We start from the raw sequence: 21,646 nt of genomic DNA, 5'->3' as shown, positions 1-21,646 counted from the left end.
TTCAGACACCAATGGAGTTTCCCATGTCAGTCCTGAAAAGTTTCATTGCCGGCCAGTGGGTCGGTGAAAAGCCCGCCAAGGCCCTGCCCAGCGCCATCAACGGCGAAATCGTGGCACACACCCACGACGACACCCTCGATTTCAGGAAAGCCGTTGAGTATGGCCGCAAGGTTGGTGGCAAGAACCTGATGGCCATGGATTTCCAGGAACGCGCCCTGGCCCTCAAGGCCATGGCCATGTACCTGCAGGAGCACAAGAAAGAGCTTTACGCACTGTCGATGCATACCGGATCGAGCAAAGCCGATAACGGCATCGATATTGATGGTGGTTTCGGCACCCTGTTCTCCTACGCCAGCATGGGCCGGCGCGAGCTGCCGTCCGGCAACGTGGTTCATGAGGGCCCGGTGACGCCGCTTGGCAAGAACAACCACTTTGCCGGCACCCACATCCTGGTACCCCGTGGCGGTGTGGCCGTGCACATCGATGCCTATAACTTCCCGGTGTGGGGCATGCTGGAAAAATTCGCGCCGACCTTCCTGGCGGGCATGCCCTCCATCGTGAAACCGGCCACCTCTACCTGCTATGTGACCGAACTCGCCGTTCGCCTGATGCAGGAATCCGGCGCCCTGCCTGAAGGCAGCCTGCAGCTGATCATCGGCAGCACCGGCGACCTGTTCGATCACCTTGAAGAGCAGGACGTAGTCACCTTCACCGGCTCGGCGGCAACCGCCCGCAAGCTCAAGAATCATCCGAACATCATCAACCGGTCGATTCCGTTCAATGCCGAGGCGGATTCACTGAACAGTGCCATTCTGGCGCCGGACGTGACCCCGGAGCACGAAGAGTTCGAACTCTTTGTGAAGGAAGTGGGCCGCGAGATGACGGCGAAGGCGGGACAGAAGTGTACGGCTATCCGCCGGGTCCTGGTACCGAAAGACCAGGTAGATGCTGTCTGCGACAAGCTGAAAGAGCGGTTGTCGAAAGTCAGCGTGGGCGATCCTTCCGTGGAAGGCGTTCGCATGGGTGCCCTGGCCTCCATCGACCAACTTGAAGACGTCAAAGCCAACATCCAGGAACTGCTGAAAACCAGCGAACTGGTCATCGGTGGCGAAGGCATCTTCAAACCGACTGGAGAGGGCACCGAGAACGGTGCGTTCATCGAGCCGCACCTGCTGCTGTGCCGGAACCCGGAAAAGGGGTGTGGAGCACACGACATTGAGGCCTTTGGCCCGGTAGCAACGGTGATTCCCTACGACACCGTCGAAGACGCAGTGGCTCTGTGTGCGCAAGGCCGGGGCTCACTGGTCACCACCCTGACCACCCGCGATCCCGCCATTGCCGGCAAGGTCGCCCCTCTGTTGGCCGCCTTCCATGGCCGTCTGCACCTACTGGACGCGGAAGCGGCGAAGGAATCCACCGGCCACGGCTCACCTCTGCCCATGCTCAAGCATGGCGGCCCCGGTCGCGCCGGCGGTGGTGAAGAGCTCGGCGGCATCCGCGCGGTACATCATTACCTGCAAAGAACTGCAATTCAGGGCTCCCCGACCATGCTGGCAGCAGTCACCCGTGAGTACGTGCGCGGTGCCGATCTGATCGAAACCGAAGTGCACCCATTCCGTCGTCATTTCGAGGACCTGCAGATCAACGAATCCCTGCTGACTCACCGGCGCACGGTTACCGAGGCGGACATCGTCAACTTCGGCTGCCTGTCCGGCGACCACTTCTACATGCACTTTGATGAAATTGCGGCGCGGGACTCCCAGTTCGGCAAGCGCATTGCCCACGGCTATTTTGTGCTTTCCGCTGCGGCGGGCCTGTTCGTTTATCCGGGCGAAGGTCCGGTTCTGGCGAACTACGGCCTGGACACCCTGCGCTTCATCGAGCCGGTGGCCCCGGGCGACACCATCCGGGCTCGGCTGACCTGCAAGCGCAAGATCGATCAGGGTCGGACATCTCCGGACGGCCACCCCCAGGGTGTGGTGGTCTGGGATGTCCAGGTTCACAACCAGAACGATGAGCTGGTTGCGAGCTACGACATCCTGACACTGGTTGCCAAGAAGCCCGGGTAACACCGGACTGCGAGACCTTCTTCCTGTCCTGGACCCTAGGGAGAAGGTCACAGGTAAATAAATGGGGTCAGATGAAAGCCTTCATCTGACCCCGGCCTCAGCGAACATGATTTTCAGATTTAACGACCTGGCTAATGGGTGCCCCCCTTTTATTTGTGCTTTACATGCCCTGGGCGATTACATACCCAGGTAGGCCTCGCGAACCTTCTCATTACTGAGCAGCTCCCGGCCAGTACCTTCAACCACCACCTTGCCAGTTTCCAGCACATAGCCACGGTCTGCCAGTGCCAGCGCCTGGGAGGCATTCTGCTCTACCAGGAAGATGGTAATCCCCTCCGCCTTGAGTTCCTTGACGATGTTGAAGATTTCCTCAACGATCAACGGCGCAAGGCCCATGCTGGGCTCATCCAGAAGCAACAATCTCGGCTTGGCCATCAGGGCCCGGCCCATGGCCAGCATCTGCTGCTGACCACCGGAGAGCTCGCCGGCCAGGTTATGGCGCTTCTGGCGAAGAATAGGGAATTTGGTGTACATACGCTCAAGGTCATCCATCACCTCAGGTGTCTTGCCCCGGGTGTAGGCGCCCAGTAGCAGATTGTCGTGAACACTGAGGTCCTTGAACACCTGCCGGCCTTCCGGAACCTGCACAATACCGTTGGCTACCCGCTGATCGGCACTGATCTTAGCAAGATCCTTACCTTCAAAGGTGATCGCGCCCCGGTCTGTAGGCTGCAACCCGGAGATGGTCATCAGCAGGGTAGATTTGCCGGCGCCATTGGCTCCTACGAGCGATACAATCTCGCCACTGTTGATGTGGATATCCACATCATGCAGCACTTCAATCTGGCCATAGGACGTAACCAACCCCTTGATGGACAGCATTTCCTGTTTTGCATGAGGTGCAGTCACCCGATCCGCATGCTTCAGGCCCAGGCCTCCGAACTTTTCGGGGGTATAACTGACAATCTGGTGGCGCAACTCCCGGAACTCTTCCCGCACCCGTTCACCAAACAATGGGTCGTTTTCCACGTCCCGCGCTTCGATGATCTGTTGCCAGTCTTCCTCAGTCAGCAGTTTACGGGCCCTTGGAATGACCACCCCTTCTTCCTTGCGAATATGCTTACGCAAGGCTTCGGTGAAACGAGCCAGGGCATGGCTGAACTCCTCACGCCCCTGCGGCCAGCCTTCCATGCAGACGGCCAGCAACCTGCGCAGCTCAAGCAGCTTTTCATGCCCGATCACGTAGCCCTTGGCCAGCTTTTCCAGCAGGGGTGCCGTCTCCGGGGACTTCTCACTGAGCCGCTTGTAAAGCTCAATGTCCGTGGGCGTGCTGTGAACCCGCCGGGAGAAGTGCTGGATGTAATCAAAAATGGTACTGAGCAGTCGCTCATCAGGACGCTGCTCGTTCACATTCATATCGCTGAGAAGCTGATCCAGCAGATCCAGGATCCGCCACAGCGCTTGGTGCTCCTGAACAATAATCCGGACGGCCTGCTCACTGCGTGACTGGGCAGGCGCCATTTCAGTGTGTTGCTCGCTCATGTGAAATGTCTCTTTGCTCAGCCACCCAGATAGGCGGCGATAACGTCCGGGTTCTGACGGATTTCCTCGGGCGTACCCTCGGCCAGAACACGACCATAGTTAAGCACCAGCAACCGGTCGGAAATGCCCATCACCAGTTTCATATCGTGCTCGACCAGCATCACCGTGATGCCCTGTTCCGCAATTTTTCGAATCAGATCCTCCAGTGCCGCTGTTTCGGTGGCGTTCAGGCCGGCCGCCGGCTCATCCAGAAGGATGACCTTTGGTTCAGCAGCCAGGGCCCGGGCAATTTCAAGTCGCTTGAGTGCGCCATAGGACATGGCGGAGGCTTCGGCATCCAGGTAGTCACCGCAACCCACGTATTCCATCAACTCAGCGGCACGCTTACGGGCTGCGGCTTCATTGCGACGCAGCGATGGCAGCCGGAACAAGGTGGTAAACAGACTGCTTCTGAGCTGAAGGTGGCGACCAAGCATCACATTCTCAATGGCGGTCATGTTCATACAGATCTGCATCTGCTGAAAGGTCCGGCACATGCCCCGTTCCGCAAGCTGGTTCGGTTCCAGCCTGGCGGTACTCTCGCCATTCAGCAGAATCTCACCCTTGGTGGGGATATAGAGGCCGGTAATCAGATTGAACAGGGTGGTCTTGCCAGCACCGTTCGGACCAATGACAGAATAGACCTGCCCGGCCTCCACGGCGAAACTGACACCTTCCACCGCATGAACACCACCAAAGGCCTTATCCAGCCCTTTTACTTCAACCAGTGCTGTCATGCCTCACCTCCCGCTTTCTTGCGCATTCTTTTGGAAACGATTGCGGTGATGGTGGGCAACAGACCCTTGGGCATGAAGATCATGGTCAGCATCAGGATCAGGCCAAACATCACGGTTTCCAGTTCCTGGAAATCCGCCAGAACCTGGGGCAACAGTTTCAGCACCACGGCACCCAGAATCACACCGAACGTGGAACCCATACCGCCAAGGACGACCATGGTGATAAAGAGAATGGAGAACTCGAAGCTTGCCACCGCCGGGGTGATAAAGCCCTGAAAGTGGGCGTAAAGGCCACCCATTACGCTGGCATAGATCGCGGAGATCACGAACACGAGGCTTTTGTACTTTGCGGTGTCGACTCCCACCACGCTGGCAGCTACTTCCGAGCCTTTCACGGACCGTAAAGCCCGGCCAATGGGCGATTCGATCAGATTCTGGGCGAACCAGACCGCCAGCAGAAGCACCACGCTGGCCAGGATATACCAGGCCTGGACACCAGAGATCTCCAGTCCGAACAACGAATACTGACCAAAGGTACTGAGCTCCCAGCCAAAGAGATCGAAGGCCGGAACCGGCATGCCGTCCGGGCCACCGGTAATGGCACGCTCGTTGTTCAGAATGATGGTAATTATGAAGCCCACTGCGAGGGTTGCCATGGAAAGGTAATGCCCTTTCAGTCGCAGGATCGGGCGACCCACAACCCAGGCAATGATGCCAACCGCAATGGCACCGACCACCAGCGCCGGGACAGAAGACCAGCCGTAAGTCCCGGTTGTGATACCCGTGAAGTAAGCACCCAGGCCAAAGAAGCCCGCGTGACCAAGGCTGATCTGACCGGCAAAGCCCACCAATAGGTTCAGGCCGATAACGGTAGCGGCAATGATGGCCATCTGGATGGCCAGTTCATAATGGAACGGGTTGCCCAGAAAAGCCGGAAGGATAATCAGGATAAGTGCGAGGACCAGCAGGCCCCGGAGGCGCGACTGCATAAACCGGTTCAACATCAGACACGCTCCACTACTTTGGCGCCGAAAAGTCCTCGGGGCATGAAGAAGAGCACCAGCAGAATCATGGAAAACGCTACCGCGTCCTTGTAATCGGATGAAATGTAACCGGCCGCCATGGCTTCAACAATGCCAAGGGCAAGGCCACCGACAACAGCACCCACACCGCTGCCAAGACCTCCGATAGCCGCGGCAACAAAGCCTTTCAGTCCGAGGATGATCCCGATGTCATAGGAAGTAAAAGTAATCGGTGCGACTACAATCCCGGCCACCGAGCCAAGCAGCGCAGACACCATGAATGCCAGCATAAGCACCATCTGGGTGCGGATGCCGACCAGGCGTGCCGCCTCCTTGTTCATGGAAGTTGCCAGAATCGCTTTGCCAATCAGCGTCTTGGTGAAGAACAGCACCAAAGCCACCACCATGACCGCGCCAATACCGAGAACCCACAGGCTCTGGCTGTTCAGCACGGCACCAAACACCTGGATAGGCTGGTCGGTGCTGAAGTTCTGCATCACGTGGTACTCCTTGCCCCAGACTACCTGGGCGATACCGCGAATAAAGATGGAGGCACCAATGGTGATGATAATCAGGGTAACCACATCGGCCTGTTTGGCCGGAGCAATAGCGAGACGCTGAAGGGCAATCCCCAGCACACCAGCCAGAATGATTGCCAGCACGACCGCGAATATCATGGGCACTCCCATGGCGGTCAGGGAAACCGTTGCCATGCCTCCAATCATCAGGAATTCACCCTGGGCGAAGTTGATGACATGGCTGGCGTTGTAAATCAGGGTAAAACCGAGGGCTATCAGGGCGTAGGTCGCACCGATAGTAATCCCGGTGAACAGGTACTGTAAGAATTCTGCTAGCATAGCGGTGGTTCCGGTCGAACATCGGCTGACGACCTACCCTGGGAAGGGGGCATCGCCAGCCGCGAGACAGGTTAAAGGGGTATCAGTCGATCAGTTTCCATTCGCCGTTCTGGACTTCCAGAATGCGGAAGGATTCCGGATCCAGGCCGTTGTGGTCTTCCGGTGACATGTTGAAGACACCGGTTACGCCGACATAGCCATCAATGTTTTCCAGTGCGTTACGAACCGCTTCCGGATCTGTAGAGCCAGCTTCTTCCATGGCGCGAACTGCCAGCATCAGACCGTCGTAGGCGTAGGCTCCGAAAGTGGACACCTTGGAATCCCAGCGGGCTTCGTACTCAGCTTTGTAGTTCTGAACCACTTCTTTCTGGGGATCGTCTTCCGGCAGGGAGTCCGGCACCAGCAGCGGTGATGCAGGCAGACGAAGGCCTTCAGCCGCGGAACCGGCCAGCTCAAGGAAGCTGTCAGAGGCTACGCCGTGGGATTGATAGAACGGAAGCTCCATTCCCAGTTGGGCATAGTTGCGGGTAACAATGGCCGGGCCCTGACCGAAACCGAAGTTGAGAACCGCTTCAACACCTTTTGTGTTACGGATATTGGTCAGCTGGGCGGTCATGTCTGTATCAGATCCGCTGTAGGTGACATCGGCCACCACTTCCATACCCATCTGCCCTGCCACTTCCAGGGTCTGGGTACGGCCGGAACTGCCGAAACCACCAGTGCCGGAGATCAGACCGATCCTGCTGATGCCACGGTCTTTCATGTCCGACAGAATGCGCTCTGCCGCCATGCGGTCAGACTGGGGAGTCTTGAACACCCACTTCTTCACCGGCGTGGTAATAACCACGGCACCCGCCAGGGAGATGAAGGGCACCTGTGCCTGCTCAATCAGTGGCACCGCTGCCATGGTGGCGCCAGTGGTGCTGCCACCAACAATGATATCCACCCGGTCCGAACGGATCAGGCGGCTGGCGAAGTTACGGGCGGAGGAGGCATTGCCCACGTCATCATAGTGGATCAGTTCCAACTGACGGCCCAGAACACCACCGTCTTCATTGATTTTCTCAACGTACATCTCAAGCGTTTTCAGCTCGGGGTCGCCAAGGAAGGATGCCGGACCTGTGACAGACAGGAACGACCCGATTTTGATGGGTTCAGCTGCCTGGGCACTCATCATCATGAGACCGGCAGCCGCAACGGCCGCGCATTTTCCGACGCGACGGATCATTGTATTAAGCATTGTTTTTGTTCTCCCGGATTGTGCAGGGGCTTGAGTATGTTGTTATTCCCTCATCCTTGATCAGATGCTCTCCTGATTCTTCGCTTCCGGTATAATTCGATACCATTGACGAATATCAATTGAAGTTATTGTATCATAACTTCCATGTCAACCGATTTCAGGGCGACGGTCGATGCTCCTTAAGTAAAGCCGACGCTGTCACGGCGCGCCAGAACAGCACGCATAAAGACAAACCTTTACCTGACACGCAGGACCCGCATAATACGTGCAACGTGTTTCATTGATTCTTATTTGCGAACCCAGGGCCATGACTGCAAAAAGCCAGCTCGAACTGCTTGTCAGGAACTTTCAGAAAAAACGGCCGCTCCGTGCCGGCTCCCTCATCATTACCATCTATGGCGACGCCATCGTTCCCCGCGGTGGCAATGTCTGGCTTGGCAGCCTGATGAAGCTGGTAGAACCCATGGGCATCAGCCAGCGGCTGGTTCGCACTTCCGTGTACCGTCTGGTTCAGGAATCCTGGCTGCAAACGGAAAAGGTCGGCCGTTGCAGTTATTACAGCCTCACAGGCCCCGGGCTGCGCCGATTCGAACAGGCCTTTCAGCACGTCTACAACCTGGACACCGAGGAATGGACTGGCAGTTGGTGCCTGGTCTACCTGAACCAGCTGGACCCGGATCTTCGCCAGAAGGTTCGGGAGGAGTTGAAGTGGCTCAGCTTCGGCAGCATGGCGCCGGGCTTGATGGAGCACCCCCGGTATACCCGCAGCGAACTGATTCCCATGCTGCAGGAGTGGGGCGCCCTGGAAGACACCATCGTGATGCAGACCATACCCATAGAGCAGAAAAGCCCCAGGGCGCTTCGTCTGCAGGTTCGCGAAAGCTGGAACCTGGATGAGCTTGGAGGCCGCTACCGGCGCTTCCTGAAACAGTTCCGCCCCCTCTGGCGTGAGCTGCAATCGGAAGACACGCTCAGCCCGAAAGAATGCCTGATCCTCCGGATATTGCTGATTCACGAGTACCGAAAAATTCTGCTTCGAGACCCACTACTGCCGGACGAGTTGCTACCGGGCGACTGGGAAGGCCGCAGCGCCAAGCAACTCTGCCGGAACCTGTACCGGAAGATTTATGTGCGGGCGGAACAATGGCTGGATGAAACCCTGGAGAATGCCTCCGGCCCCCTCCCCGGCCCCGGCGAGAAATTCTTCAAGCGCTTTGGAGGGCTGAGAGACATGACCACGACTCAGGAAGAAACGCCGGAATCCGCTGTCTGAACACTGCGAACTGTTGTACTCTAAACTGAAAGGCCGGAATAACGGTGTCTCATGAGCCACAACAAACAGCGCCTACAGCCCGAATTTGAGTGGGTCGATCAGCAAGGTGATGAGTCGATTCGCTACCTTGATCATGGATACCCCAGCCCCCTTGTGCGCTGGCACTACCATGAGGAATATGAGCTACACCTGATCACAGCGACGTCAGGCAAGGTGTTCGTTGGCGACTACATTGGCAACTTCTCACCTGACAGCCTGATACTGGTCGGGCCCAACCTGCCTCATAACTGGATAAGCCAACTGGATCAGGGCGAGCGCGTCGAGTTACGCGACCGCGTCATCAACTTCTCCCATGAGTTTGTGAAAGGATGCGAATCCTTCTTCCCGGAAGCACGGCTGCTGGCTCGGTTCTGGGAGCGCGCGCAGTATGGCATCGAGTTTCTGAACCCCGACGGCATTGCCAGGGCCGTGGAGCTGTTCGAAGACATTGCAACTTCCGGAGGTTTCAGGCGCCTGACCCGATTCTGGACACTGATTGAGCTTCTTGCGGGCATTGATGATTACCGGGTGCTCTCGTCATCCACCTATATCCCGATTACCGACGAAAAGATCCTCCATCGCCTCAATCAGGCCGTCAATTACATCTTCGAGTCCTATGACACAGGCATCTCCCTCGAGGAAGTCGCGGACCATGTGAACATGGGGCCGACCTATTTCTCTAAGTTCTTCAGGAAAGCGACTGGTCAACGCTTTACCGAATTCGTCAATACCCTGCGCATCAACAAGGCCTGCGAACATCTTGCCCACACCGACGAGCCGATTACTGAAATCTGCTTTTCGGTCGGATTCAACAATATCGCAAACTTCAACCGCCGCTTTTTCCACCTCAAGAAAATGACACCGTCGGACTATCGAAAGGCATCAATGGATGTTCTTTACCGGGGCTGACCCGCTTTTTACCGTTTCCAACCAATACCTTATATCTGAATATCATTTTCCTCCCGAATCAGAAAGATGACGAATCAGCCCCCATTCAAGGGAAAGTTCACGCCGACTCTCATAACCGATGACAGCTCACCTGATGGAAAAAAAGTACATAAATCTGGCGAATTATGTATTTGTCCGCTTTTCATGCTCAGCGTGTAATAGGACCCAGCACCCGATTGGGTGTACCGGTAACAACACTGTTGACGGGTTTCCAGATTTAGCCCGGATCGACCTACTCCAAAAATAAACAGAGGTTTGAACATGAGCACCAACACCCTTTTCCCGGCGCAGGTCGCAGCCGGAATCCTGACCGCATCCTCCTCCGCCATGACGGCAACTAAAGTCACTTACAGATAAACGAAGTTCCGCATAGATTTAATGCGACTACTCAGCGTGGAAATAAAACAAATAGCATCCATCACATGAGGTAAAATCAATGAGATTAATAAGCGCTTCAAAACTGGGGACGGTTTGTGCGTTGCTGGGGATGGCCGCCAGCCCCACTTACGCCACAGAATTGGGGCTGGCCTCCAGCCCCGCCCCTGGCACGGAATTATTCGACGGTAAAGTAGAAATCAAGGGCGCTATCATGAGCTCCTTCCAGGCACTGGAAGCTGACGATAATGCGTTCAATGTTGCTGATCGGTCGGCCGACTCAGGTTTCAACCGGATACGCTTTTCTCTCGGCTTCGATATCCAGGTCTCAGAACGCATCAGTGCCTTTGTGGAACTCAGCGAAGAACCGAATGACTTTGGCACTGACGATCAGTTCGAAATCTCCAACGACCTGTCGTTTATCAATTATATGCTCACTGATGACCTCACTTTTCGTTTGGGCGGAGTTGTCACCGCAGTGCGCAACTTCGGGGGATATTCGGACGGTGCCGTGGTACAGGGCAACCCGCTGATTGGCAACTCGCCCGCCGATATGGTTACCGCGGAATCCGGCCTCACCGTCTTGGGAAGCCATGATATCGGCAGCGGTTTTCTCAAACGGGTGAACTGGGACGCCACCGTGACTGTGCCCACCTTCTTCGAGGATTTCAGCGGGGATCGTGGCTATGATTACTTCTTCAAGGGTTCTCTGGACCTGCCCATGGGCTTCAGTGTCGGCGGCGGCTATGCCTTCAATGACCTGGGTGATCAGGTTACCGGCGATAATCCGCGCCCGTTCAGTGAGGTTCAGACGATGGGCATGGTGCAGGGTGACGGCGACAACTACAACTTCCCGGGCAGTGGTGCCGGTGCTCGTGATACCCATGCCGGTCTGTTGCCGGGTCTTGAAGTCGATGTGTGGCAGATCGGTGCCCAGTATACAGGTGAGGATATCCCGCTCTACGCCCGCATCTGGTTCGGCCGGGCTGAAGATAAATTCAGTTTTGGAGACAGCTCAGGGAATCAGACCGTTGCTAGCCAGGCCACCCAGTTCCTGCAGCAGACAAGCGAAATGCAATTTTACGGCACGGAGGCCAGCTACTACATCATGCCTTCAAAACTTTACGGTGCAGTGCGCTACACCCTTGTGACTAATGAGTCCGACAATGCCGGTCCCGACGACGAGTTGACACGTACCCAGGTCGGCGGCGGTTATTGGCTAAATGATGTGGCGCTAGTAAAGGCGGAGTACGTGAGCCAGCAAGAGGGCGCGAATTCCCCCGGCCAGATCGGGGATGACTGGGATGGCTTTATGCTGGAAGCCTCTGTAGTTTTCTAGTTTCCGCTCCGGAAAAATTGGGTACAGACCCCGTTTTCTTTAATCGGGGTCTGTACTCAATTGATAGTGTTTCCGATTAGCATCTCTGCCGAAATCGATCTGGCAACCGAAGCTCGAGTGCTGGATCCTGGCCCGACTGCGTCACCGGGCATTCGATAACACATCGAGATGGCCGTGTGCAAATCGGTCACGTTCGCCGGAATACACAACTTTATCGCGTCAGATTTTTCCTTTTCTAACAGGACAATGCTTTACCGACAGCCGCTCAAAAGGTGGTTCACGGTGGCTGACGCTTAAGGGAACAGCTCGGCGAATGGCAAAAAAGTACATAAATCTGGCGAAGTATGTATTTGTCCGCTTTTCATACTCAGCGTGTAATGGGCTCATAGGATTCAGCACCCGATTGGGTGTACCGACAACAATGTTGACGGGTTTCCAGATTTAGCCGGGATCGACCTACTCCAAAAATAAACAGAGGTTCGAACATGAGCACCAACAGCTTTTTCCCTGCGCTGGTCGCAGCCGGAATCCTGACCGCATCCTTCCCGGCCATGGCGGCCACCAAAGTCACGATTGGCACCGTCAACAACGGCGACATGATTCGCATGCAAGGTTTGTCTGATGCCTTCGAAGCAGAATACCCGAATATAGACCTCGACTGGGTCGTACTTGAGGAAAATGTCCTCCGCCAGCGCCTGACCACGGATATTGCCACCGGCGGTGGCCAGTTCGACGTGATGACCATCGGCATGTACGAGGCCCCGATCTGGGGAGAAAAAGGCTGGCTGACGGTTATGGATGACCTGCCGGAAGACTATGACAAGGAAGATATTTTCCCGTCGGTCCTTGGCGGCCTCTCGAAGAACGGGAAGCTCTACGCGCTGCCCTTCTATGCCGAAAGCTCGATGACCTACTACCGCAAGGATCTTTTCGAAAAAAACGGGTTAACCATGCCGGCCCAGCCCACCTGGGAACAGATGAAGTCGTTCGCCAAAACCCTCCACAAGCCCGACGAGGGACAATACGGGGTTTGCCTGCGCGGCAAAGCCGGCTGGGGCGAAAACATGGCGCTGATCACCACCATCGCCAACGCGTTCGGTGCCCGCTGGTTTGACGAAGAGTGGAAACCTGAATTCACCGGCCCGGAGTGGAAAGACGCGCTCACGTTCTACGTCGACCTGCTGGGTAACTACGGTCCCCCGGGGGCATCCTCCAATGGCTTCAATGAAAACCTCGCACTGTTCAACTCCGGCAAATGCGGCCTATGGGTAGACGCCACGGTAGCCGGCGCGTTTGTTACCGACGAATCCCAGAGCAAGGTCGCTGATAAAGTTGGTTTTGCACTGGCACCAAGCCAGAAGACCGATAAGGGCGCTGGTTGGCTGTGGTCCTGGGCACTGGCCATTCCGGTCAGCTCGGATGCAAAAGAAGCCGCCAAGACCTTTATCACCTGGGCGACATCCAAGCAATACAGTGCCCTGGTGGCGGAGACCACCGGCATCGCAACCACTCCTCCGGGCACTCGGGCATCAACTTACGACAACGCCGAGTACCTTGCTGCCGCGCCGTTTGCGGCCAAAACCCTTGAGTCGATGGATAGGGCCGACCCCAATGACGCCACCCTGAAGCCGGCCCCCTATGTGGGCGTCCAGTTTGCCGCCATCCCGGAGTTTCAGGCCATTGCAACCCAGGTTGGCAAACTTTTCTCCGGGGCGCTCGCCGGCTCCATGTCGACCGAACAGGCCCTGATGGGCGCCCAGTCGATTACGACCCGCGAAATGACCCGGGCGCGTTACTACTCAAAGTAATCACGTCGCTATGAATTAACACAACTGGCACCTGTGGGTCCCGTCATGCCGCTCCATCGGTTTATACGGGCAGCCCACATCGTCAGGGCCCCTTCCCGGAGGCATTGGTATGGAAACAAAAACTTTGGATGCGGACGCAATCCGCACAATGCAAGATACGGCTCCGACTACAGGAGGTGTCAGCAAACAGAAAGCCAGAATCAGCCGGCTCATGGTATCGCCATCGGTGCTGTTGCTTCTGCTCTGGATGGTTGTTCCCCTGTCCATGACGATTTACTTCTCGTTGATCCGGTATAACCTGCTTTATCCCGGCGAAAACGAGTACGTCGGCCTGGAGAACTTCCGGTTTTTCGTGACTGACCTGGGGTTCATGGCCGGAATGACCAACACACTGCTGCTGGTCGGCTCGGTACTCTTGATCACAGTCGTGTTCGGTGTCCTGATTTCACTGCTCATCAATCTGGCGTTCTGGGGTCAGGGCATTGTCAGAATCCTGTTGATTTCGCCGTTTTTCATCATGCCCACGGTAAATGCACTGGTCTGGAAAAACCTGCTGCTGCACCCGGTGTCGGGAGTCTTTGCCGCCATCTGGCAGTTTTTCGGCGCGCAACCCATTGACTGGTTCTCGGAGTTTCCGCTTTTCTCCATCATCATGATCGTGTCGTGGCAATGGCTGCCTTTCGCGATCCTTCTGCTGATGACCGCACTGCAGTCGCTCGACCAGGAGCAGCAGGAAGCCGCGCGACTGGACGGCGCTGGCCCATGGGCCCTGTTCTGGCACCTGACTCTCCCCCACCTGGCGCGCCCGATTGCCGTGGTGGTGATGATCGAAACCATTTTCCTGCTCTCACTGTTTGCGGAAATCTTCACAACAACCGGTGGTGGCCCCGGCTACGAAACCACCAACCTCGCCTACCTGATCTACAGCCAGGCGTTACTCCAGTTCGACGTTGGCCTTGCGTCAGCGGGCGGACTGATTGCCGTCATTCTTGCCAATATCGCCGCGTTCTTCCTGGTTCGCGTCGTCGGCAAGAGCCTGACCGATAAACAATAACGCCGGAGGTGACACCATGCTTAGCCTGAAACAACGCCGAAGCCTGACAACGGCCCTGATGGGTATCCTGGCCTGGGGCGTAGCCCTGACCATCTTCTTTCCGATTTTCTGGATGCTGCTGACCAGCTTCAAAACCGAAATCGACGCGTTCGCGACGCCGCCCCAACTGTTCTTCACACCCACGCTGGAGAACTACACGCTGGTCAATGAGCGCAGCGACTACTTCCACTTTGCCTGGAACTCAGTGGTAGTGTCTTTCGGCTCAACGATTATCGGGATGCTGCTGGCGGTACCCGCCGCCTACTCCATGGCGTTTTTCGAGACCAAACGCACCAAGGCCACCCTGCTCTGGATGCTGTCCACCAAGATGCTGCCACCTGTCGGCGTACTGGTCCCGATCTACCTGCTGTTCAAAGACCTGCAGATGCTGGATACCCGCATTGGGCTGACCATTATTTTCACGCTGATCAACCTGCCAATCATGATCTGGATGGCTTACACCTACTTCAAGGAAATCCCGAAAGAGGTACTGGAAGCCGCGCGTATGGACGGCTCAACGCTGTTCCAGGAGATCTGGCGGGTTCTGCTTCCCATGAGCAAAGGCGGGCTGGCGTCCACCGTTCTGCTGGCACTGATTCTGAGCTGGAACGAGGCATTCTGGTCGCTGAACCTCACCGCATCGCAGGCAGCGCCCCTGACTGCCCTGATCGCCTCCTACTCGAGTCCCGAAGGACTGTTCTGGGCCAAGTTGTCCGCAGTCTCAACCCTGGCCTGCGCTCCGATCCTGATCTTTGGCTGGATCAGTCAGAAACAGTTGGTTCGCGGTTTGTCCTTTGGCGCAGTTAAATAACGGAGAATTCCCATGGCTGATTTAACAATAAAAAACCTGAAAAAATCCTTTGGGGATGTGGAAATCCTCAAAGGCATCAACCTGACCATCAAGGATCACGAGTTTGTTGTCTTCGTTGGCCCCTCAGGCTGTGGCAAGTCGACCCTGCTGCGCTCGATCGCCGGCCTTGAAGAGGTTACCAGTGGTCATATTTACCTGGACGACAGGGAAATCACCGAACTGGCGCCCGCCAAGCGGGATCTGGCGATGGTCTTCCAGAGCTACGCGCTTTACCCCCACATGTCCGTGCGCAAGAACATGTCGTTCGCGCTGGAGCTGGCCAAGGAACGCAAAGAGATGATCAATGCCAAGGTGGCTGAAGCAGCTCGCATTCTGGAGCTGGAGCCTTTGCTTGAGCGTAAGCCCAAGGAACTGTCCGGTGGGCAACGCCAGCGCGTTGCCATTGGCCGCTCCATCGTCCGCCAGCCCAAGGTGTTCCTGTTTGACGAACCGCTGTCAAACCTCGATGCCGCACTTCGCGTGCAGATGCGGCTTGAACTTGCGCGGCTTCACCATGACCTGAAAGCCACCATGATCTACGTGACTCACGATCAGGTCGAGGCCATGACCCTCGCCAATAAGGTTGTGGTACTCAACCAGGGGCAGATCGAGCAGGTCGGCTCACCCATGGAGCTCTATCACAGCCCGGCCAACCGGTTTGTCGCGGGCTTTCTCGGCATGCCGAAAATGAGTTTCCTGCCTGCTACCGTGCTTGCATGCGATCACCAGGGAACCCAAATCCAGCTCGAAGATGGCGCGACGCTCACCCTGCCGGTCGAGGGGACATCATTGCGCAAGGACAGCCGCGTAACCCTGGGCGTGCGGCCTGAGAACATTTATGTCTCCGACCCTGCGGAAAGCCACCTCACCGGCCGTCTGGACATAGCAGAAAATCTTGGCAGTGACACCTACTGTTACGTTAAAACCGGCACCGGCGAAACGCTTACGGTCCGGACACCGGGCAATTTCACATGCAACTTTGGCCAGCAGATCGGCCTGAGCCTCGAGCTCGACCAGTGCCACCTGTTCGATGACCAGGACCAGGCCCTGCCCAGACTCGAGCAGATCGCCGCCTGACACGCGAAGGGCCGGCCCCGCCGGCCGGAAAACAGGGTGAACCTATGAAGCTGAACAAGACCACACTGTCCGACCTGCCAAGCGGCGTTTCGCGCCCGCAGTACAATCGGGCAAACCTGAAACATGGCATCATCCACATCGGGGTTGGCGGCTTTCACCGTGCCCATCAGGCCATGTACACAGACAGACTGTTGCAGCAAGGCGGCAGCGACGACTGGGCCATCTGCGGAGTCGGGCTGCGTGAGGCAGACCGAACCATGCAGTCCGTCCTGGCAGAACAGGACTACCTCTATACCCTGATCGAGCTGGGCTCCGATGGGACCAATGCATTGAGTGTCATCGGTGCGATCACCGATTTTCTGTTTGCTCCGGATGACCCCGGCCGGGTGATCGAAAAGCTTGCCAGTCCTGACGTCCGAATCGTTTCCCTCACCATTACCGAGGGAGGCTACAACGTTGATGACAATACCGGGCTTTTCAACCATGAGCATCCGGATGTGGTTCATGACCTGCGGCATCCCCGGCAGCCGCGCACCGTGTTTGGTTTTCTGACCGAAGCCCTTGCCCGCCGCAGAAGCCGGGGACTGGCACCATTTACCATCATGTCCTGCGACAACCTGCCCCACAACGGCCATGCAGCGCGCAGCGCTTTACTGGCATTCGCCTACATGCGTGATGCCGGGCTGGCAGAGTGGATTGATCAACAGGTCACTTTTCCCTGCAGTATGGTGGATCGAATTACACCGGGAACCACGCCCGCCCATACCGAGTGGCTGAAACTCTCCCATGGTATCGAGGATCGCTGGCCAGTCATCTGTGAGCCGTTCACCCAGTGGGTTCTGGAAGACAACTTCTGCAACGGTCGCCCGGACTGGGCTTCCGTCGGCGCCCAGTTCACTGACAATGTGGCCCCCTACGAGCTGATGAAAATCCGGCTGCTGAATGCCAGCCACTCGGCCATGGCGTACCTGGGTTACCTTGCCGGCTATCGCTACACCCATGAAGTCATGGCAGACAGCCGTTTCACCGATTTTATCCGGGCCTTCATGGATGAGGATGTTACCCCGATTCTGGGTGACATTCCGGGCGTTGATCTCGTTGGCTATAAGGCGACACTGATCGACCGCTTTTCCAACCCACAGGTCGGCGACCAACTGGCCAGGCTGTGCCTTGACGGATCCAGCAAGATCCCCAAGTTCCTGGTGCCAACCATTCGAGCGCTTATTCAGGAATCCCGGCCCCTGGACCGCGTGGCCCTGGTCATCGCAAGCTGGGCGGTATACCTCAAAGGCCGCGACGAAACCGGCCAGCACCATGAGATTCAGGACCCTCTTGCGGAACGCCTGCAAACCGCAGTGCAGAACCGGGATAGCCTGAAACAGAAGTTTCTGGGCATGGAAGATCTGTTCAGCGGAGATCTGATTAATTCCCGGGCCTTTTGCGAGGCCTTCGAATCCGCCGTGAATAAACTTGAATCCAAGGGCACTCTGGCAACGCTGCAAACGTTGCCAGTTGCCTAAAGCCGCCCCAGGCAGGACACAGACAATGCAAAAGGTCATCGCATTTGGAGAGGCCCTGATTGATATGCTCTCCAGCAACGTCAGCAACACCAACGGACCCGGGAAGACAAAGACGTCCGGGCAGGAAACCTTTACCAAGTTCCCCGGTGGCGCCCCCGCGAACGTCGCAGCCACGGTCGGTAAGCTGGGCGGGCGCAGCTATTTTGCGGGCAAGGTCGGAGCGGATATGTTCGGTGACTTCCTCAGGGCATCACTGGAAGACAACGGCGTAAATACCGACTACCTGTTACAAACCAGCGAAGCCAAAACGGCACTGGCCTTTGTGTTGCTGGACTCTCAGGGTGAGCGAAGTTTCGAGTTCTATCGCAACCCTTCCGCGGATATGCTGTTTCGCCCGGAGGATTTTCAGGATGAATGGTTCCAGGAGCCGGGAATTTTCCATTTCTGTTCCAATACCCTAACCGAGCCCGGCATACGGGAAACAACCCTGGCGGGCCTGGAAAAAGCCAGGAGTGCCGGGTTTGTCATCAGCTTTGACCTGAATCTGCGTGAAAATCTCTGGCCAGAGAACAGCGACCCATTCGGCGCTGTTTGGTCCTGCATTGAGCGGGCACATGTGGTTAAACTCAGCGCAGAAGAACTGGCCTTCCTCTGCGGTGATCAGGATGAGGATCTTGTCCTGAGGAGGCTCCAGAACGCCGGCGTCGCATTGATCGTGATCACCGACGGAGGAGCACCCATGCGTTATTACACAGGCAGCCATAAAGGGCTGATTCAACCTGTAGAGGTAACCATGGTAGACAGCACAGCGGCCGGCGATGCCTTTGTCGGCGGCCTGCTATACCGCCTCTCAGAAACGGAAGTGTCTCCGGCGCGATTGACTGCTCTGGGCGAACATCCTGAAGCCCTGAAAGAAATGCTTCAGTTCGCCAGCGCCTGCGGCGCCCACGCGGTAACCCGCGCTGGGGCATTTACCTCACTGCCGAGCCAGTCTGACCTGGAGAGCCTGCTCAGGATTTCCCGGCACCGGACTCAGCCAACTGTGCCCGGGTCTTGAGACGCCCCTCCCGGCGTGCCTGGGCATTGTCGAACCGACGCTTCTGCTGAGGGGTCACCGGGACAACCTCCGGCAGCTCAACCGACGACCGCAGTTTCGTCTTGACGCTGCTGTGCCCGCCTTGCCAGATGAAGCATGAGTACACCCAGCGCCATAACAACCAGAGTCAACCAAAGACCGTTGGTGTAATTACCCTCCACATCCGCCAGATAGCCGACGACTGCCGGTGCCACCATCTGCGCTATGCCATAACTGAAGGTCAGCCGGCTCATGGGCCGGGAGGGATTTTCGGGGAACACGCGCCCGACCATCGCCAGCATCATGCTGACAATACCGATAAAGCTGGCACCATAAATCACGGAACTGAGCATCACACTGGTCAGGCTGGTGTTCATGATCAGCATCAGGATACTCACCGAGTTCAGTGTGTAGGCCAGGTACAGTGCCAGCCACTGCCCCCAGCGACGGGAGAATACATCCCAGAGCCAGCAGGCCGGGGTGGCGGCAAGACCGGCAATCAGCCAGACCAGCCAGCCCTGGCCGCTGAGCTCGGGCATGGATTCGGCGATGGCCACCAGGAACGTGGCTGTCACCACATAGCCCACGCCGGCGCAGAAATACGCCAGTTGCAGTATACGGATGAAGCGGCTCCGCTCATCCCCGGTACCTTCACCCCCTGTGCGGGGCAGAGCGCAGGCCCGGTAGTCCGGCATCCAGCGCCAGGCAGGAACCAGAAGTGCCAGCGCCACCAACCCGTAGATCACCCATTGCTGATCCCAGGTGAACGGGTCCTTGATCAGCTCGGCCACCACGGCAGTCAGGACAATCCCAAGCCCGATGCCGGAAAAGAACACACCAAGCTCGGATTTCTGGTTATTCTTGATCAGCCAGCTCATCAGCAGGCCGGCTCCCAGCAACATGCCCGCTGAAGTGCTCAGCCCGGAGATAAAGCGCAGAATGAACCACAACCACATGTTGGTGGTGTACCCCATGAGCACCGTCGAAACCACGGCGACCACCAGTCCGAGCTGGTACAGCCTGACCTTGAGACCGAGATCGCTGATCCGGGTAATGAGCACCGCCCCGGTCAGGTAGCCGGCATAGTTCACGGTAGCCAGCATGCCGACAACGGATTTGCTCAGCCCCAGCGCAGCAACCATTTCCGGGATCATCGGCGTGTAGGAAAACCGGGCGATCCCCACCATGACCACAACGGCGATCACGCTGGCCACCAGCACTTTTATTGTTTCTATCGGTTTCACGCGGTGCCCTTACATCGGAACGAGTTCAGATCAGGCGCGGCCCAGGAACTTGCGCTCCTCCACGTTAATGCGAATGCGATCTCCGGTGGAGATATGTTCAGGCACCTGTACCACCAGACCAGTTGCAAAACGGGCGGGCTTGGTTCTGGCCGTCGCAGAGCCGCCTTTGACGGACGGATCCGTCTCTTCAATCACCAGTTCAACGGTGGGCGGAAGTGCGAGTGCAACCGGCGAGTCCTTCAACAGGATAACCATAACGCCCTGCGTGTCTTCGGAGATGAACAGCAGCTCTTCGGCAATGGCGTCCCGGTTCAGGCTGTACTGGGTGAAGTCCTCGGTATCCATGAACACGTACTCATCGCCATCCGCGTAGGAAAAGGTGGCTTCCCGGCGCGTCAGGTCAGCCAGGTTGAGCATGTCCGAATCCTTGAATGTCTCGTCAAGCTTCTGGCTGGTCACCACATCGTACATTCGCATCCGGTACAGGCTGCCACCGGCACGGCCCTGGGGGACCGAGCGCTCAATGTCTTTCACGAAATACACCCGTCCGTCGTATTCAACAGCGGAATTCTTTTTGATCTCACTGGCTCTGGGCATGTCTTCTGTTTCCGTAAAGGGAGTTTCGCTTAACCGTTCAGCCCCAAATGCTCTGAATCCTGCTCAATGCAACGATCCAGAAGCGCCAGGTAATCCGCCTTGGCTTTAACCTTGGTTTCCCGGTGCGCACGCATGTTCAGAGTCTTGAAGTGGAGCGCAAGCCCGGTGGCTCGTTCGATCAGTTTGTCCTGGGCAACCACCTCATCCAGGAACCCTGCCTCGACCGCGCCTTCAGGGCTGTAGATTTCAGCGTTTACAACCGAGCGGTAGAAATGAGCCGGCGCCAGACGGTGGCGGGCAATTTCGATACCGGCATGGTGCATGGTCATGCCAATCGCAACCTCATTCAGGCCCAGCTTGAAGGGCCCTTCGATACCAATGCGATGATCTACGGACAGCAGGATGAACGCTCCCTTGGCAATGGCATGGCCGCTGCACGCGCCGATCACCGGCAACGGAAACGCCGCGAGGCGACGGGTCAGTTTGGAGCCGGTAGTTACCAGCGCCGCAGCTTCCTTCGGACCTTTCTGCATTTCCTTCAGATCGTAACCGGCGGAGAAAATGCCCGGCTGGCCGGTGAGGATAACAACGGCCTTGTCCTGCTCCGCACGATCCAGCGCCTGATTCAGGCCCTCAATAACCTCATGACTCAGGGCATTCGCCTTGCCATTGCTGATGGTGATCGTCGCAACACCGTCTTTCAACTCGTAACCTACCAGCTCAGTCACCTGCCTTACCTCTCTACCAAAATTAAAGTGAGCGTTTGTTTACTTAGTCGGACCAGATTGTGGGTCAGCCGCGTCCGAGTTTCAACAATCTTTGCAAGAATTCGAAGGGCACGGAGCTCTGAATAATCTTACCCACAAAAACTGTGGATAACTTTGTGGGAACAGCTCGGACAG

The 21,646-nt window shown here is 56.9% G+C and carries 18 protein-coding genes; 10 read left to right on the top strand and 8 right to left on the bottom strand.

Annotation, left to right across the window (positions count from 1 at the left end):
- Positions 1-23: 23 nt before the first annotated feature.
- Complete coding sequence (paaZ, locus tag AC13C0_RS06560; RefSeq protein ID WP_482954156.1) at positions 24-2,069, top strand: phenylacetic acid degradation bifunctional protein PaaZ; 2,046 nt, start codon at positions 24-26, stop codon at positions 2,067-2,069.
- Between the two features lie 177 nt (positions 2,070-2,246).
- Here the strand turns inward: paaZ and AC13C0_RS06555 are convergent, their stop codons facing one another.
- The 5 genes from AC13C0_RS06555 to AC13C0_RS06535 form a co-directional block, all read right to left on the bottom strand.
- Positions 2,247-3,611 carry an ATP-binding cassette domain-containing protein gene (locus tag AC13C0_RS06555; RefSeq protein ID WP_482954155.1) on the bottom strand — a complete coding sequence of 455 codons (1,365 nt, stop codon included), beginning with the start codon at positions 3,609-3,611 and terminating at the stop codon, positions 2,247-2,249.
- A 17-nt stretch (positions 3,612-3,628) separates the two neighbouring features.
- Positions 3,629-4,387: an ABC transporter ATP-binding protein gene (locus tag AC13C0_RS06550; protein ID WP_117617976.1), complete on the bottom strand. Its 759-nt coding sequence runs from the start codon at positions 4,385-4,387 to the stop codon at positions 3,629-3,631.
- Entirely contained in the window at positions 4,384-5,391 is a 1,008-nt protein-coding gene (locus tag AC13C0_RS06545; RefSeq protein ID WP_482954154.1) for a branched-chain amino acid ABC transporter permease, read from the bottom strand. The genes AC13C0_RS06550 and AC13C0_RS06545 overlap by 4 nt, the downstream gene beginning before the upstream one ends.
- On the bottom strand, positions 5,391-6,266 hold the full coding sequence (locus tag AC13C0_RS06540; protein ID WP_117617978.1) for a branched-chain amino acid ABC transporter permease: 876 nt from the start codon (positions 6,264-6,266) through the stop codon (positions 5,391-5,393). Before AC13C0_RS06540 ends, AC13C0_RS06545 begins: the two co-directional genes overlap by 1 nt.
- A gap of 82 nt (positions 6,267-6,348) precedes the next feature.
- Complete coding sequence (locus AC13C0_RS06535) at positions 6,349-7,506, bottom strand: ABC transporter substrate-binding protein (RefSeq protein WP_482954153.1); 1,158 nt, start codon at positions 7,504-7,506, stop codon at positions 6,349-6,351.
- A gap of 307 nt (positions 7,507-7,813) precedes the next feature.
- Between AC13C0_RS06535 and paaX the strand changes: the two genes are divergently transcribed.
- The 9 genes from paaX (at position 7,814) to AC13C0_RS06490 (ending at position 18,885) form a co-directional block, all read left to right on the top strand.
- A complete protein-coding gene (gene paaX / locus AC13C0_RS06530; protein WP_482954152.1) occupies positions 7,814-8,779 on the top strand; it encodes a phenylacetic acid degradation operon negative regulatory protein PaaX in 966 nt (321 codons plus the stop codon).
- Between the two features lie 51 nt (positions 8,780-8,830).
- Positions 8,831-9,727, top strand: coding sequence for an AraC family transcriptional regulator (locus tag AC13C0_RS06525; RefSeq protein ID WP_482954151.1), 897 nt, complete (start codon positions 8,831-8,833; stop codon positions 9,725-9,727).
- A 475-nt stretch (positions 9,728-10,202) separates the two neighbouring features.
- The gene (locus AC13C0_RS06520; RefSeq protein ID WP_482954150.1) at positions 10,203-11,480 is read left to right on the top strand and encodes a hypothetical protein; all 1,278 of its coding nucleotides are present in this window, start codon (positions 10,203-10,205) and stop codon (positions 11,478-11,480) included.
- Between the two features lie 551 nt (positions 11,481-12,031).
- Entirely contained in the window at positions 12,032-13,288 is a 1,257-nt protein-coding gene (locus AC13C0_RS06515; RefSeq protein WP_227539519.1) for an ABC transporter substrate-binding protein, read from the top strand.
- A gap of 148 nt (positions 13,289-13,436) precedes the next feature.
- Complete coding sequence (locus AC13C0_RS06510; RefSeq protein WP_482954176.1) at positions 13,437-14,342, top strand: carbohydrate ABC transporter permease; 906 nt, start codon at positions 13,437-13,439, stop codon at positions 14,340-14,342.
- 16 nt (positions 14,343-14,358) lie between these two features.
- Positions 14,359-15,192 carry a carbohydrate ABC transporter permease gene (locus AC13C0_RS06505; protein WP_482954149.1) on the top strand — a complete coding sequence of 278 codons (834 nt, stop codon included), beginning with the start codon at positions 14,359-14,361 and terminating at the stop codon, positions 15,190-15,192.
- A 12-nt stretch (positions 15,193-15,204) separates the two neighbouring features.
- Entirely contained in the window at positions 15,205-16,308 is a 1,104-nt protein-coding gene (locus tag AC13C0_RS06500; RefSeq protein WP_482954148.1) for an ABC transporter ATP-binding protein, read from the top strand.
- Positions 16,309-16,352: 44 nt separating this feature from the next.
- Positions 16,353-17,828 (top strand): mannitol dehydrogenase family protein, encoded by a 1,476-nt coding sequence (locus AC13C0_RS06495; RefSeq protein WP_482954147.1) that lies wholly within the window; start codon positions 16,353-16,355, stop codon positions 17,826-17,828.
- A 25-nt stretch (positions 17,829-17,853) separates the two neighbouring features.
- Positions 17,854-18,885 carry a carbohydrate kinase family protein gene (locus AC13C0_RS06490; protein WP_482954146.1) on the top strand — a complete coding sequence of 344 codons (1,032 nt, stop codon included), beginning with the start codon at positions 17,854-17,856 and terminating at the stop codon, positions 18,883-18,885.
- A 77-nt stretch (positions 18,886-18,962) separates the two neighbouring features.
- On the opposite strand, the gene AC13C0_RS06485 is transcribed toward AC13C0_RS06490, so the two are convergent.
- From AC13C0_RS06485 to AC13C0_RS06475, 3 genes are read right to left on the bottom strand one after another with little or no spacing between them, the layout of a single operon-like run.
- Complete coding sequence (locus AC13C0_RS06485) at positions 18,963-20,147, bottom strand: YbfB/YjiJ family MFS transporter (RefSeq protein ID WP_117617989.1); 1,185 nt, start codon at positions 20,145-20,147, stop codon at positions 18,963-18,965.
- A gap of 30 nt (positions 20,148-20,177) precedes the next feature.
- Positions 20,178-20,744 carry an elongation factor P-like protein EfpL gene (gene efpL, locus AC13C0_RS06480; RefSeq protein ID WP_117617990.1) on the bottom strand — a complete coding sequence of 189 codons (567 nt, stop codon included), beginning with the start codon at positions 20,742-20,744 and terminating at the stop codon, positions 20,178-20,180.
- A 29-nt stretch (positions 20,745-20,773) separates the two neighbouring features.
- Entirely contained in the window at positions 20,774-21,472 is a 699-nt protein-coding gene (locus tag AC13C0_RS06475; protein ID WP_117617991.1) for a crotonase/enoyl-CoA hydratase family protein, read from the bottom strand.
- Positions 21,473-21,646: the final 174 nt, after the last annotated feature.

The organism is Marinobacter sp. B-21, assembly GCF_056857895.1.
Note: the sequence above shows the minus strand (reverse complement) of the source record. Positions and strands in the feature narration are given on the sequence as shown.